The 12,540-nt window shown below is 59.2% G+C and carries 13 protein-coding genes; 4 read left to right on the top strand and 9 right to left on the bottom strand.

The window, feature by feature from the left end:
- Positions 1-130 precede the first annotated feature (130 nt).
- Together ALQ04_RS24130 and nudC are read left to right on the top strand one after the other, a co-directional pair.
- Positions 131-943, top strand: coding sequence for a crotonase/enoyl-CoA hydratase family protein (locus tag ALQ04_RS24130; RefSeq protein WP_122318248.1), 813 nt, complete (start codon positions 131-133; stop codon positions 941-943).
- A 39-nt stretch (positions 944-982) separates the two neighbouring features.
- Positions 983-1,819, top strand: a complete 837-nt coding sequence (gene nudC / locus ALQ04_RS24125) for an NAD(+) diphosphatase (RefSeq protein WP_122318246.1) — start codon at positions 983-985, stop codon at positions 1,817-1,819.
- On the opposite strand, the gene ALQ04_RS24120 is transcribed toward nudC, so the two are convergent.
- The 6 genes from ALQ04_RS24120 to ALQ04_RS24095 form a co-directional block, all read right to left on the bottom strand.
- The gene (locus tag ALQ04_RS24120; RefSeq protein WP_122318244.1) at positions 1,787-2,566 is read right to left on the bottom strand and encodes a TSUP family transporter; all 780 of its coding nucleotides are present in this window, start codon (positions 2,564-2,566) and stop codon (positions 1,787-1,789) included. The two genes, nudC and ALQ04_RS24120, sit on opposite strands and share 33 nt — an antisense overlap.
- A gap of 103 nt (positions 2,567-2,669) precedes the next feature.
- Positions 2,670-3,812 carry a Gfo/Idh/MocA family protein gene (locus tag ALQ04_RS24115; protein WP_122318242.1) on the bottom strand — a complete coding sequence of 381 codons (1,143 nt, stop codon included), beginning with the start codon at positions 3,810-3,812 and terminating at the stop codon, positions 2,670-2,672.
- 157 nt (positions 3,813-3,969) lie between these two features.
- A complete protein-coding gene (locus ALQ04_RS24110; protein ID WP_122318240.1) occupies positions 3,970-4,737 on the bottom strand; it encodes an SDR family oxidoreductase in 768 nt (255 codons plus the stop codon).
- A 24-nt stretch (positions 4,738-4,761) separates the two neighbouring features.
- Positions 4,762-5,829: a phosphotransferase family protein gene (locus tag ALQ04_RS24105; RefSeq protein WP_122318238.1), complete on the bottom strand. Its 1,068-nt coding sequence runs from the start codon at positions 5,827-5,829 to the stop codon at positions 4,762-4,764.
- Positions 5,830-6,024: 195 nt separating this feature from the next.
- Positions 6,025-6,342 (bottom strand): SCP2 sterol-binding domain-containing protein, encoded by a 318-nt coding sequence (locus ALQ04_RS24100; RefSeq protein ID WP_122318237.1) that lies wholly within the window; start codon positions 6,340-6,342, stop codon positions 6,025-6,027.
- A gap of 55 nt (positions 6,343-6,397) precedes the next feature.
- Positions 6,398-7,108: a histidine phosphatase family protein gene (locus ALQ04_RS24095; protein ID WP_122318235.1), complete on the bottom strand. Its 711-nt coding sequence runs from the start codon at positions 7,106-7,108 to the stop codon at positions 6,398-6,400.
- Positions 7,109-7,324: 216 nt separating this feature from the next.
- On the opposite strand from ALQ04_RS24095, the gene sohB reads away from it, so the two are divergent.
- Complete coding sequence (gene sohB, locus ALQ04_RS24090; RefSeq protein WP_122318233.1) at positions 7,325-8,353, top strand: protease SohB; 1,029 nt, start codon at positions 7,325-7,327, stop codon at positions 8,351-8,353.
- Positions 8,354-8,431: 78 nt separating this feature from the next.
- Here the strand turns inward: sohB and ALQ04_RS24085 are convergent, their stop codons facing one another.
- The gene (locus ALQ04_RS24085) at positions 8,432-8,926 is read right to left on the bottom strand and encodes a DUF934 domain-containing protein (RefSeq protein WP_122318232.1); all 495 of its coding nucleotides are present in this window, start codon (positions 8,924-8,926) and stop codon (positions 8,432-8,434) included.
- Entirely contained in the window at positions 8,910-10,568 is a 1,659-nt protein-coding gene (locus ALQ04_RS24080; protein ID WP_122318230.1) for a nitrite/sulfite reductase, read from the bottom strand. The genes ALQ04_RS24085 and ALQ04_RS24080 overlap by 17 nt, the downstream gene beginning before the upstream one ends.
- A gap of 585 nt (positions 10,569-11,153) precedes the next feature.
- On the opposite strand from ALQ04_RS24080, the gene ALQ04_RS24070 reads away from it, so the two are divergent.
- A complete protein-coding gene (locus ALQ04_RS24070) occupies positions 11,154-12,257 on the top strand; it encodes an ABC transporter substrate-binding protein (protein ID WP_409077289.1) in 1,104 nt (367 codons plus the stop codon).
- On the opposite strand, the gene ALQ04_RS24065 is transcribed toward ALQ04_RS24070, so the two are convergent.
- A complete protein-coding gene (locus tag ALQ04_RS24065; protein ID WP_122318226.1) occupies positions 12,239-12,475 on the bottom strand; it encodes a DUF2970 domain-containing protein in 237 nt (78 codons plus the stop codon). The two genes, ALQ04_RS24070 and ALQ04_RS24065, sit on opposite strands and share 19 nt — an antisense overlap.
- Positions 12,476-12,540 lie beyond the last annotated feature (65 nt).

Raw genomic sequence — 12,540 nt, 5'->3', positions numbered from 1 at the left:
TTTGTATCGAGAACAAGGAGCTGTCAGTGTGTGCGAGTCCGGCAAATGGCACAACAGCCGCCTTACGACAGTCATGAGCGGCTTGTTATAGTCCGCCCTCGAAAACAACAAATCGCCTGAGGATGATGCCGTGTCCGAATACCAAGCCTTTCTCGTCGAACTGACCGATCACGTCGCCCATGTGCAGATCAACCGGCCTGACAAGGTCAATGCCATGAATGCCGCCTTCTGGAGCGAAATCATTGACGTCTTTAAATGGATCGAAGCGAACGACGAGGTTCGCGTGGTGGTCCTGAGCGGGGCGGGCAAGCATTTTTCTTCAGGCATCGATCTGGCGCTGCTGGCGTCGATTGCCGGCCAGATGGGCAAGGATGTCGGGCGCAATGCGCGGTTGTTGCGGCGCAAGATCCAGCAGATGCAGGCCTCGTTCACCGCCGTGGACAATTGCCGCAAGCCGGTGCTGGCCGCGATTCACGGCTATTGCCTGGGCGGTGCCATCGATCTTGTTTCGGCGTGCGACATGCGTTATGCCGCAGCCGACGCGCAATTCTCGATTCGTGAAATCGATATGGGCATGGCCGCCGATGTCGGCACCCTGCAGCGCCTGCCACGGATCATTGGCGATGGCATGCTGCGTGAACTGGCTTATACCGGACGCACCGTCGGCGCCGAAGAGGCCCAGCGCATCGGTCTGGTCAACCGCACTTTTGCCGATACACCGGCTCTGCTGGACGGCGTCTTTGCCATTGCCCGCGAAATTGCCGGCAAATCGCCGATCGCCATCGAAGGCACCAAGCAGATGATCGGCTATATGCGCGATCACCGTATCGACGATGGGCTTGAGCACGTTGCCATCTGGAACTCTGCCATGCTGCAATCTAGCGACCTCAAGGTGGCCATGGCTGCGCATATGGCCAAACAGAAGCCTGTGTTCGACAATTGAGGGACGAAGATTCTTGTCAGTGACCAGAGGAGTTTTTCCATGACACGCCCGGCGCGTTGGACCACCGCAGTTCTGGATACGAACGTTGCTGGCGGTTGGGCCGTGGTCCACAGCGACCAGGGTTTCCTGCTTGATGGCAATGGCGTGATGTTTGCGCGCGAATGGCTCAAGCGTCTGGAACTGCCAGTGCAAAGCGAGCATGGCATCGGTCATTTCGATGGCGAACCGGTGTATGTGCTGGTGCTTGAGAAGGCCGTCGAGGTTGAAGGCTGTAGCTGGCAGGGCTTGCGCCAGTTCATGTTGCAGGGCGATTTTGCGGTCTATCAGAAGCTTGGCTATGCCGCGCAGATCAGCACCTGGGCTCGCGAGCATCGTTTCTGTGGCGCCTGTGGTCGTCCTGCCGTGCAGATCCCCGGCGAGCGGGCCATGTACTGCGAACACGACAACCTGCGTTTCTATCCGCGTATCTCGCCGAGCATGATCGTGCTGATCACTCGCGGCGATGAAATCCTCCTGGCCCGTTCACCGCGGTTCGTTCCGGGTGTCTACAGCACCCTGGCAGGCTTTGCCGAGCCCGGCGAGTCGGCCGAGGATTGCGTGCGCCGGGAGGTGATGGAGGAGGTGCAGGTGCGTATCCGCAACATCACCTACATGGGCAGCCAGTGCTGGCCGTTCCCGCATTCGATGATGCTGGGCTTTCATGCCGAATATGAAAGCGGTGAAATCGTGCCGCAGGCCGATGAAATCGAAGATGCGCGCTGGTTTCACATCGACGACCTGCCGCCCTTGCCGGCCAGCCGTTCGATTGCGCGCTATCTGATCGAGGCCTATCTGGCGCGCCGTTCAGGCGCCCCCGAACCAGTGCTGCCAGGCTAGACGTACGGTCAGGCCAAGGACCACGACTATGAATACCGGGCGAATGAACTTGGCACCGCCCTTGATCGCGGTGCCTGCGCCAAAGTAGGCACCGAGCATCACCGACAGGCCCATGCTCAGGCCGATCACGAAATCCACCTGACCCGAGAAGATGAACACCGACAAGGCCACGGCATTACTGACGAAGTTCATGCTGCGCGCCACGCCGCTGGCCTTCACCAGATCCACCGGATACATCAGCAAGGTGCTGACGGTCCAGAAGGCGCCGGTGCCGGGTCCTGCCACGCCGTCATAGAAGCCCAGGGTCAGGCTTTGCGGCAACTGCCATTTCTTCTTGATCGGCGCATTGCTGTCCAGCGGCGCCTTGGGCGTGCCGCCGAACAACAGATACAGGCCGCAGCCAAAGACAATCACCGGTAGCATCTGGTTCAGCCACTCGGCGGGCAGGTAATGGGCGATGACCGCGCCGATCAAGGCGCCCACGGCGGTGCCGACCAGTGCATGAGTCCACTGGCGGGGATGAAAGAGTTTGCGCCGATAGTAGGTAAAGCTGGCCGTGGCCGAGCCAAAGGTCGAACTGAGCTTGTTGGTGCCCAGCACCAGGTGTGGCGGCAGCCCGGCAGTCATCAGGGCAGGGGTGGTCAGCAGCCCGCCGCCTCCGGCAATGGCATCGATGAATCCGGCAATGAAAGCCACGACGATCAGAACAGCGAGGGTGGTGAGGTCGACACTGAGTTCAAAAGGCATAGTCGGCACGGCTTATCGGACAGAGGGGCAGAATGGCTGCCCCGAAGGTCGCGCATTCTACCCCCATGTATGGCCGGTGTAGACAATGGTCGAAGAGGTTTTCTCAGATTTCACCCAGCGCGACCCAGCGCTGTTCGCGTGCCGCCAGACGAATCGCGGCGGCCAGACGTTCGATCTGCCAGGCCTCTGTAAAGTCCGGGCCGCGGCTGCCAAGACCGCAGACGGCCTGGATCAGCGAATGCACTTCCAGTGCCTTGAGTTCGTTGTAGCCCAGTTGATGGCCGGGCGCTGGGCAAAAAGCGGCATAGCCCGGCTGGGACGGTCCGGCGAGTATGCGCTGGAAGCCATCGCGACCGGGGGCGCCCGGCCGATAGAGGCGCAGTTCGTTCAGGCGCTCCTGATCGAAGGCCAGCGTGCCTTTGGTGCCGCTGATTTCAAAGCTCAGGTGATTCTTGTAGCCATGTTTGAGCCAACTGCTGCTGAAGGTGCCGCGTGCGCCGCTGGCAAAGCGCAGCAGGGCGTGGGTCTGGTCGTCCACTGCAATCGGGCGCTGTTCGCTGCTGCCATGAGTGGCCGGGCGCTGGCGGTGCACGGTATTGGAATCGGCGCATACCGCCTCGATATCCCCCAGCAGGTAGCGGGCCATGGCCAGCAAGTGACTGCCAAGGTCAGCCAGCGCACCACCGGCATGCTCGGCTTCACAGCGCCAGGACCATGGCGAGTTTGGGTCACCCATGAAATCCTCGCTGAACTCGCCCTGGAAGCTGATGATTTCTCCCAGTTCCCCGGTTTCGATCATCTCTTTTGCGAGGCCGATCATCGGGTTGTGCTGATAGTTGTAACCCACTTGCGTCACCACCCCGGCAGCCTGGGCGCTGCGACGCATCTCGTCGGCCTGGGCAAGGCTGACAGCCAGCGGCTTTTCACAGTAAACCGTCTTGCCCGCGGCGATGGCGGCCATGGCCATCGGGAAGTGCAAATGGTTGGGCGTGGTGATTGCCACAATCTGTACCTGGGGATCATCGATCAGTTGCTGCCAGTCGCCATGGCTGTGATCGAAGCCCCACGCCTGCGCACACTGCTCGGCACGGGCACTGTCTGCATCGGCAAGGGCCGCCAGATGGATAGGGACAGGTAGCTCAAAGGCCGCGCTGACATTGCGAAACGCCAGGGCATGGGCACGGCCCATGAAGCCGGTGCCGATCAGACCAATACCCAGTGGCGCAGCGAGAGGGGTTTTCCGCATGACAGTCTCCGTGAAGGATTATTGTTTTCGGAAAATATATTCTACAAATTAAATTTATGGAAATTTAATTCTCTTGTTGCGCCGGGAACTGCCTGAGCACATACCCGTGTGGGACCGGGCCAGCGCAGCCTGAGTGCGCTGGCCCGCGACCGGCAAATCAGGACAGGAACCCGCCATCGACATTCAACGCCACGCCAGTGGTGTAGCTCGATGCTTCGCTGGCCAGGTACAGCACTGCGCCGGCCATTTCATCGGGGGCGGCCACGCGCTTGAGGGGGATCTGCGCCAGCGCCATGTTGAGGATGGCGTCGTTCTTGACCAGTGCCGAGGCGAACTTGGTATCGGTCAGGCCGGGCAGCAGCGCATTGCAGCGAATGCCGAATGCTGCGCATTCCTTGGCAAACACTTTGGTCATGTTGATGACCGCGGCCTTGGTCACCGAATAGATGCCCTGGAATTCGCCGGGGGAAACGCCATTGATCGAGGCGACATTGATAATGCTGCCGCCGCCGTTCTCGCGCATCAGCTTGCCGGCTTCCACCGACATGAAGAAATAGCCGCGAATATTCACGTCCACAGTCTTTTGAAAGGCGCTGAGGTCGGTATCCAGCACATTGCAGAACTGCGGGTTGGTGGCGGCGTTGTTGACCAGAATGTCCAGGCGTCCGAACTGCTGGCGAATCTGCTCGAAGGCACTACGGATCTGTTCCATTTCACCGATATGGCAGGCAATCGCTGTGGCCTTTCCACCTTCGGCAATGATTGCATCGGCAACGTGCTGGCAGCCTTCAAGCTTGCGGCTGGAGACGATGACATGCGCGCCTTGTCCGGCCAGCAGTCTGGCGATGGCTTCGCCGATACCGCGGCTGGCGCCGGAAACAAAGGCGATCTTGCCGTCAAGATCGAATAACTGGGTTCTGGACATGTGGGTTTCCTTGGGTCACTGCACTCAAAGGCTGGATTTTTCGATTACTTGCAGGCTCATCTGCTCCAGTAGCGCGTTCATCTGAATGAACTGTGCAAAGCGCTTGTCGCGGGTCTGGCCATGGAAGAACCGGTAGTAGATCTGTTGCACGATGCCGGCCAGGCGGAACAGACCGTAGGTGTAATAGAAATCGAAGTTATCGATGCGAATGCCCGAACGTTCGGCGTAATAGTCGACGAATTGCTGGCGCGTCAGCATGCCGGGTGCGTGGCTGGGCTGGCGGCGCATCGACTGGATCGGCAGCGGGTCGTCAGCCTGTATCCAGTAGGCCAGGGTGTTGCCCAGGTCCATCAGAGGGTCGCCCAGCGTGGTCAGTTCCCAGTCCAGCACGCCAATGATGTGCATCGGGTTTTCAGGATCGAGAATCACGTTATCGAAGCGGTAATCGTTGTGCACGATGGCCGGTTGCGGGTGGTCGGCCGGCATCTTTTCCTGTAGCCAGCGCTTGACCTTTTCCCAGGCGGGCGCGTCGGGAGTCATGGCTTTTTCATAGCGCTCGCTCCAGCCGAGGATCTGCCGTTCGACATAGCCCTGAGGCTTGCCCAGATCGGCGAGGCCACAGGCCTGATAGTCAACCCGATGCAATTCCACCAGCCTGTCGATGAAGTTCTTGCACAGCGCTTCGGTCTGCCCGGCATCCAGATTCAATTCAGGCGGCAGGTCCGAGCGCAGGATGATGCCCTTGACCCGTTCCATGACATAGAAATCGGAGCCGATCAGGCTTTCATCGGTGCAGTGCGCATAAGCCTTGGGGCAGTAGGGAAACGCATCCTTGAGGCCGTTGAGAATGCGGTATTCGCGGCCCATGTCGTGGGCCGACCTGGCCTTGTGCCCGAATGGCGGGCGACGCAGGACGAACTCCTGTTCGGGGTAACGGATCAGGTAAGTGAGATTCGACGCGCCTCCCGGGAACTGGCTGATCTGCGGCGCACCGCTGAGGCCGGGAATCCGGGCTTTGAGGTAAGGATCGATAAGCTGTGCATCCAGCTCTTCACCGGGACGAATAGCTGTGGACTGATCGGTTAACGCCATACTTATCCCTTCTGCTTATTATGGTCTTGCAGGATCATTGAGTAATCTAATAGGCGCGGCCCGGGCGAACAACACTGCAGCAGCCTTATAGGCTAGCGTGTTGCTGGTCGATCAACCGGTTTGATTACAGGCGAAAAAAAACCGAAGCCCTTGAGCTTCGGTTTCTCGTACAGCGCATTGAGTGCAGTCCCTGGCTCAAGCCGGGAACAGATCGCTCAGTTTCATGGCCAGCATCATGTCGCCTTCAAGGCGCAGCTTGCCACCCATGAAAGCCTGCATGCCGTCGGTTTCGCCGCTGACGATGCCTTTGAGGGTTTCGCTGTCCATGACCAGTGTCACGTTGGCGTCAGGGTTTTCACCTTCCTGCAGCTCGCAGGTGCTGTCCTTGACGATCAGCGCGTATTGCTTGTCTTCGTCAGTGATGTTGAAGCCGAAAACCAGATCCAGGCCCGAAGCAGCGCTTGGGTTGAACTTGGCTTTCATGGTTTGGACGGCGTCGGCTACTGAGGTCATGGTCTTATCCTTTTATGGTTGGTTCTGGCGCCGTTAAGGGCGCGATTGGCCGGGCTCAACGGTAAGTGATGAGCTCCGGCGCCTTCAGCAGTTGCAGGTGGGTGTAACTGTTGAAGGAAGCCAGGGTTACCTTGCTGCCACTGAATGCCAGCTGGTTCAGCGAGGTATTGACGATATGCCAGTTAAGCTCGAAGGCCTGCCTGGCAGGGATTCCGGTGACCAGATGCAGCAGTGCGGTGATGGTGCCGCCGGAGGTAAACACGGCGATGCGCTCATGTCTGCCTGCGGTTTCGATGATTCTGTTCAGGCCCGCCTGCACGCCGGCGACAAACTCCAGCCAGCTCTGCATGCCCGGCATGTCGTGTTCGCCACCCAGCCAGCGGCTGATGATCTGCGCGAACAGGCGCTGGAACTCGGCATGGTTGTGGGCAACGTTGCGCAGCACATTCAGGGCTTCGGGTTCATCGACCAGCATGGCCGGTATCAGGGCCCGGACGATGCCTTCGGCGTCGAATTCATTGAAGGCGCTGTCGATCTGCAACTCAGGGACGCCAACACCGGCCTCGGTCATCTTTGCCAGCGCATGCTGCGCGGTATCTTGCTGACGCCGCAGGCTGCCGGACAGGCAGCGGTCGAATTCCAGGCCAAGTTGCGCCAGGTGCTCGCCAATTACCTGGGCCTGACGAATACCGACAGGCGACAGGACGTCGTAATCGTCTGCACCGAATGAAGCCTGGCCATGTCGTATCAGATAAATGCTGCCCACGTCCGTGTCGTCTCGGTACGTTGAAAGTCTGGCGAGGTTAGGGGGGATGGCCGGGGCCTGTCAACGAAAAAACATACGCTCGTTTGAAATCGTCGTTTTAATGTTTTGCAACATAGACTGATCAGGTGTGCCGCTGGTGCACGGCAAGGCGCCTCGGTATGCTTGAGCCATCGCAGCCCTTGACTGGAAAGGGCGCAACGCAAGTGAGGAACATCTGTGGATTTTGTTGCCGATTACGCAAGTTTTCTGGCCAAGACGGTTACGCTGGTCATTGCCATCGTCGTCGTGCTGGTGGCTATCGCGTCAGCACGTGGAAAAGGTCGTCGCCGGACGGCAGGACAGCTTCAGGTCACCAAACTCAACGAATTCTATAAAGGCCTGCGCGAGCACCTGGAACAGGCGCTGCTCGACAAGGATCGCCTCAAGGCCTTGCGCAAGGAGCAGGGCAAGGCCCTGAAGAAAGAGAAGAAGCAGGTCGATCCCGAGCCGAAACCACGGGTTTATGTGCTGGATTTCGATGGCGACATCAAGGCTTCGGCGACTGAAAGCATGCGTCATGAAATCACTGCATTGCTGACCATGGCGACTGAAAAGGACGAAGTGGTCCTGCGCCTGGAAAGTGGCGGCGGCATGGTACACAGCTATGGCCTGGCTTCGTCGCAACTGGCGCGTATCCGTCAGGCAGGTATTCCGCTGACCATCTGCATCGACAAGGTGGCGGCCAGCGGCGGCTATATGATGGCCTGCATCGGCAACAAGATCATCAGTGCGCCGTTCGCGATTCTCGGTTCGATTGGCGTCGTGGCGCAGTTGCCCAACGTCAACCGCTTGCTGAAAAAGCATGACATCGATTTTGAAGTACTGACCGCTGGTGAATACAAGCGCACCCTGACCGTGTTTGGCGAAAACACCGAGAAGGGCCGCGAGAAGTTCCAGGAGGATCTGGACATCACTCATGAGCTGTTCAAGAATTTCGTCGCCAGCTACCGTCCGCAGTTGTCCATCGATGAAGTGGCGACCGGTGAAGTCTGGCTGGGCATGGCAGCCCTTGAAAAACAATTGATCGACGAACTGCAGACCAGCGACCAGTACCTGGCGGAACGGGCCAGAAATGCCGAGGTGTTCCACCTGCATTATGCCCAGCGCAAAAGCCTGCAGGAACGTGTCGGGCTGGCGGCTACCTCGTCGGTGGATCGCCTGGTTACCGGCTGGTGGAGTCGCCTGACCCAGCAGCGCTTCTGGTGATTTACGCAATTCAATAGGCATTAAAAAGCCCGGCCCTCACAAAGAGGGCCGGGCTTTTTCGTTGCAGGCAGCTATCCGTCAGCGACGACGGAACAGCGGCAACGGCTCATCGGTTGCTGCCTGATAGGTCACCGAGAAGTCCTTGAGGCCTTCGAGGGCGTCGTAGGGATCCTTGTCGGCGCGTACGGCGAAAGCATCGAAGCCGCAACGGCGCAGGTAGAACAACTGATCGCGCAACACATCGCCAATCGCCCTCAGTTCGCCCTTGTAGCCATAGCGATCCCGCAGCAGGCGGGCATTGGAATAGCTGCGGCCATCGGTGAAGGCCGGGAAGTTCAGGGCAATGACCTGAAACTGATCGACGTCGGCACCGATTTCCTCGGCTTCTTCATCGCTGTCCAGCCAAACACCCAGACCGCCATCACGCGCCTTGAGCGCATGCGCGTGCTCACGCCACAAGGCCAGTGGCACGATCAGGTCGTCGCAGTTGGACAGGCTGTCGAAGGTCGTTTCCTTGGGCAGCAGGTGCCAGGTTTCGTCGATGACTTCGTTGTTCTTAATTATTCGCTGCATAGACGCGCTCCTTGAAAGGGTCAATGCCAATACGCTGGTAAGTGTCGATGAAGCGCTCGTCTTCGGTGCGTTTCTCGACGTAGACGTCGATCAGCTTGCCGATCACGTCCGGCATTGCGTCCTGTGCGAAGGACGGGCCGAGGATCTTGCCCAGACTTGCATCACGGCTGGCGCTGCCGCCGAGGGAAACCTGATAGAACTCTTCACCTTTCTTGTCCACGCCCAGAATGCCGATATGGCCGACGTGGTGGTGGCCGCATGCGTTCATGCAGCCGGAAATGTTCAGGTCCAGTTCGCCAATGTCGAACAGGTAGTCCAGGTCATCGAAACGACGCTGGATGGATTCGGCAATCGGGATCGACTTGGCGTTGGCCAGCGAGCAGAAGTCGCCGCCCGGGCAGCAGATGATGTCGGTCAGCAGGCCGATGTTCGGCGTGGCGAAACCGTTTTCGCGCAGCTCGTTCCACAGCGTGAACAGCTCGGACTGTTCGACGTCGGCGAGGATGATGTTCTGCTCGTGGGAAGTGCGCAACTGGCCGAAGCTGTAGCGGTCGGCCAGATCGGCAACGGCATCCAGTTGCTTGTCGGTCAGGTCGCCTGGAGCAACGCCGGTCGGCTTGAGCGACAGGGTCACGGCAATGTAGCCAGGCTTTTTATGGGCCAGGACATTGCGGGTGCGCCAGCGGGCGAAGCCGGGGTGTTGCGCATCCAGGGCAGCCAGTTCGGCGTGCTGGTCGCTGAGGGCCTTGTACTCCGGATCGACGAAGTGCTTCGAGACGCGCTGCACTTCGGCTTCGGTCAGAGTGGTCTGGCCGCCGCGCAGGTGAGTCATTTCTGCATCGACCTTTTCGGCGAAGACGGCAGGCGTCAGGGCCTTGACCAGAATCTTGATCCGGGCCTTGTACTTGTTGTCGCGACGGCCGTAGCGGTTGTAGACCCGCAGGATCGCGTCCAGGTAGCTCAACAGGTCCTGCCATGGCAGGAACTCGTTGATGAAGGCGCCAACCACCGGCGTGCGGCCCAGGCCGCCACCGACCAGAACACGGAAGCCCAGCTCACCGGCAGCGTTGCGTACCGGCTCCAGGCCGATATCGTGCACTTCAATGGCGGCGCGGTCGCTGCTCGAACCATTGATCGCGATCTTGAACTTGCGTGGCAAGTAGGCGAATTCCGGGTGGAAAGTGGTCCACTGGCGAACGATTTCACACCATGGGCGCGGGTCCACCAGTTCGTCGGCGGCAACACCGGCGAACTGATCGGTGGTGACGTTGCGCAGGCAGTTGCCGCTGGTCTGGATCGCGTGCATCTGCACGGTGGCCAGTTCGGCGAGGATGTCCGGCACGTCTTCCAGCGCTGGCCAGTTGAACTGCACGTTCTGGCGGGTGCTGATGTGCGCATAGCCTTTGTCGTAGTCGCGGGCAATCTTGGCCATCATGCGCACCTGGCGCGAGGTCAGTTGGCCGTAAGGCACGGCAACCCGCAGCATCGGCGCGAAACGCTGGACATAAAGGCCGTTTTGCAGGCGCAACGGTCGAAACTCTTCTTCGCTCAGTTCCCCGGCCAGATAGCGTCGGGTCTGGTCACGGAACTGCTTGACGCGGTCCTCGATGATCCGCTGATCGTACTCGTCGTATACGTACATATAGGTCCTGTTCTCAGGCTTCGTAATGAAGCAAGGCTGCTGCGTCAAACATGACTGCGCTGGCACAGTTTCTGTCTTCGCCTGCGAAGCCTTACCCCATCTAAACAATTCTGCGCGCACGGTCGCGCACTCCCAACGGAGCGCGGCGAAGATACCAGTTTGCGGATATCGGTAAAAGTGATGTTTATATATATGCAAATCGTTAAAAGCGATAAGCAAACGCCGGTCCAGGCAAGTCCATGCTTGAAGTGTGGTCAAGTCTGGACTTTACTGATTTCTCACCGATGTCCGATGAGGGGCGCGCGGTAATTTTTCATATGCAATCACCTACAAAACCGACAAGAGGCGATGCGATGAGCAAGCACCCGAAAACCACCAGGTCCGATAGCAAAGTGGACGCCTGGGCCATTTCCTTCCTTATTCTTCTGGCAGTAGGCGCTGCTGTTTTCTGGGTTAGCGGCCAATAGCCAATAATCCGGCACTGCAAGGGTCGGATTGTGCGGCTGCACTCCAGTAATCGGGGAGAGCAGCCGATAGCCATTCATGGAGCGGTAAGCGCTTGGCTGTTTTCAAGGCTCTGTGAATATGAATGGTTTGATTGTCCGCTGTCTGATGCTGCTCTGCTGTATATGGAGTGGTCCGCTGCTGGCTGCTTCAGTGGTCTTTCTCAGCCCGGGTTTTGCTTCCGATGGCTATTGGCACAGCTACGCCCGTGTCATGCAGACGGCTGCCGATGCGACCGGGATGTCGCTCAAGGTGTTGTACACCGATCGCGATACCCGAAAGTTGCTGGATATGGCGCGAGAAGCGCTGAAGGGCGACGCACCGCGTCCTGACTATCTGGTGTTTTCCAACGAGTTGAATGTGGCCCCCGAGGTGCTGCGCCTGTCCGAAGGCAGTGGCGTCCGGCTGCTGGCCGTCAACAATACCCTGACCGAGGATCAGGTGCGGATCCTCGGTGACCTCTCCATTCGCTATCCGTACTTCATCGGCAGCCTGGTCGGTAATGACGAGGAGGGCGGCTATCTGACTGCAAAGCGCCTGATCAGCCTGTATCCCGGCGTGGACGATGGCCGTCCGGTCGAGATGCTGGCGTTTTCCGGCACCAACTCGACGCCGGTTTCCCTGGCACGTGAGCAGGGCATGCGCCGGGCGCTTGCCGAGTTTCCCCAGGTTCACCTGCGCCAGATCGTACTGGGTGGCTGGCGCCGCGACCGGGCGCAGGAGCAGGCGCGGGTGCTGCTCAAGCGCTACCCGAATATCCGCCTGATCTGGGCCGCGAATGAGCAAATGGCTTTCGGTGCCATGGATGCATTGCGCGAGCGAGGTGGAGAACCCGGCAAGGACATTCTGTTCAGTGCCATCAACGGCACCGCGGTGTCGCTGCAGGCGCAGTTGAATGGCCGCTTGAGTGTGTTGGCGACCGGGCATTTCACCATTGGCGGCTGGGCCATGCTTCTGTTGCATGACTACGATACTGCCGATGCCCGGACCCGCAAGCGGATCGGCGAGCGTAGCGTGCGGGTTCTGGAACTGGTCGAGCGCCATGACGCCCGACGTTTTCTGGAGGCGGCGAAACTCGAACGTTACCACCTTGATCCGCAGGTTTTGCGGCGTGAGCCGCTCGATGGTGACTCGCCGTTCGCCCTGAAAAACATGCTGCCGCAGCTTCAGCCTGAGGCGAAATAAAGCACCAGTTGCACGATGCCAAACAGCGTCAGGGCGAAGAGTCCGGTAAATAACAGACCGAGCAGCAGGAAGTGGATGGGTTTGCCATGAGTGAAATCGCGCTGGCGATTCCTGTTGCTTTGCACGCCAAAGGCTGCAGCCATGATGCTGTGCAGCATTTGCCAGAAAGTCGGCGGCTTGCCCGGCTCTTTTGACGAGTCATCGGTTTGATCGTCCATAAGCTCTTGCTGGCGTGATCGGGACACTTGCAGCATAGCCAACGCCTGCCTGCCATGAGCGCCCG

Source organism: Pseudomonas cichorii (assembly GCF_003700275.1).
Classification (GTDB): Bacteria; Pseudomonadota; Gammaproteobacteria; order Pseudomonadales; family Pseudomonadaceae; genus Aquipseudomonas; species Aquipseudomonas cichorii_B.
The sequence above is the reverse complement of the archived record's forward strand: the minus strand, read 5'-3'. Positions and strand labels throughout refer to the sequence as shown.

Bases quoted from the DNA above. Each gene is read 5' to 3' on its own strand.
- nudC (WP_122318246.1), top strand. From the start codon at position 983: ATGACACGCCCGGCGCGTTGGACCACCGCAGTTCTGGATACGAACGTT.
- ALQ04_RS24120 (WP_122318244.1), bottom strand. From the start codon at position 2,566: ATGCCTTTTGAACTCAGTGTCGACCTCACCACCCTCGCTGTTCTGATC.
- ALQ04_RS24115 (WP_122318242.1), bottom strand. From the start codon at position 3,812: ATGCGGAAAACCCCTCTCGCTGCGCCACTGGGTATTGGTCTGATCGGC.
- ALQ04_RS24110 (WP_122318240.1), bottom strand. From the start codon at position 4,737: ATGTCCAGAACCCAGTTATTCGATCTTGACGGCAAGATCGCCTTTGTT.
- ALQ04_RS24105 (WP_122318238.1), bottom strand. From the start codon at position 5,829: ATGGCGTTAACCGATCAGTCCACAGCTATTCGTCCCGGTGAAGAGCTG.
- ALQ04_RS24100 (WP_122318237.1), bottom strand. From the start codon at position 6,342: ATGACCTCAGTAGCCGACGCCGTCCAAACCATGAAAGCCAAGTTCAAC.
- ALQ04_RS24085 (WP_122318232.1), bottom strand. From the start codon at position 8,926: ATGCAGCGAATAATTAAGAACAACGAAGTCATCGACGAAACCTGGCAC.
- ALQ04_RS24080 (WP_122318230.1), bottom strand. From the start codon at position 10,568: ATGTACGTATACGACGAGTACGATCAGCGGATCATCGAGGACCGCGTC.
- ALQ04_RS24070 (WP_409077289.1), top strand. From the start codon at position 11,154: ATGAATGGTTTGATTGTCCGCTGTCTGATGCTGCTCTGCTGTATATGG.
- ALQ04_RS24065 (WP_122318226.1), bottom strand. From the start codon at position 12,475: ATGGACGATCAAACCGATGACTCGTCAAAAGAGCCGGGCAAGCCGCCG.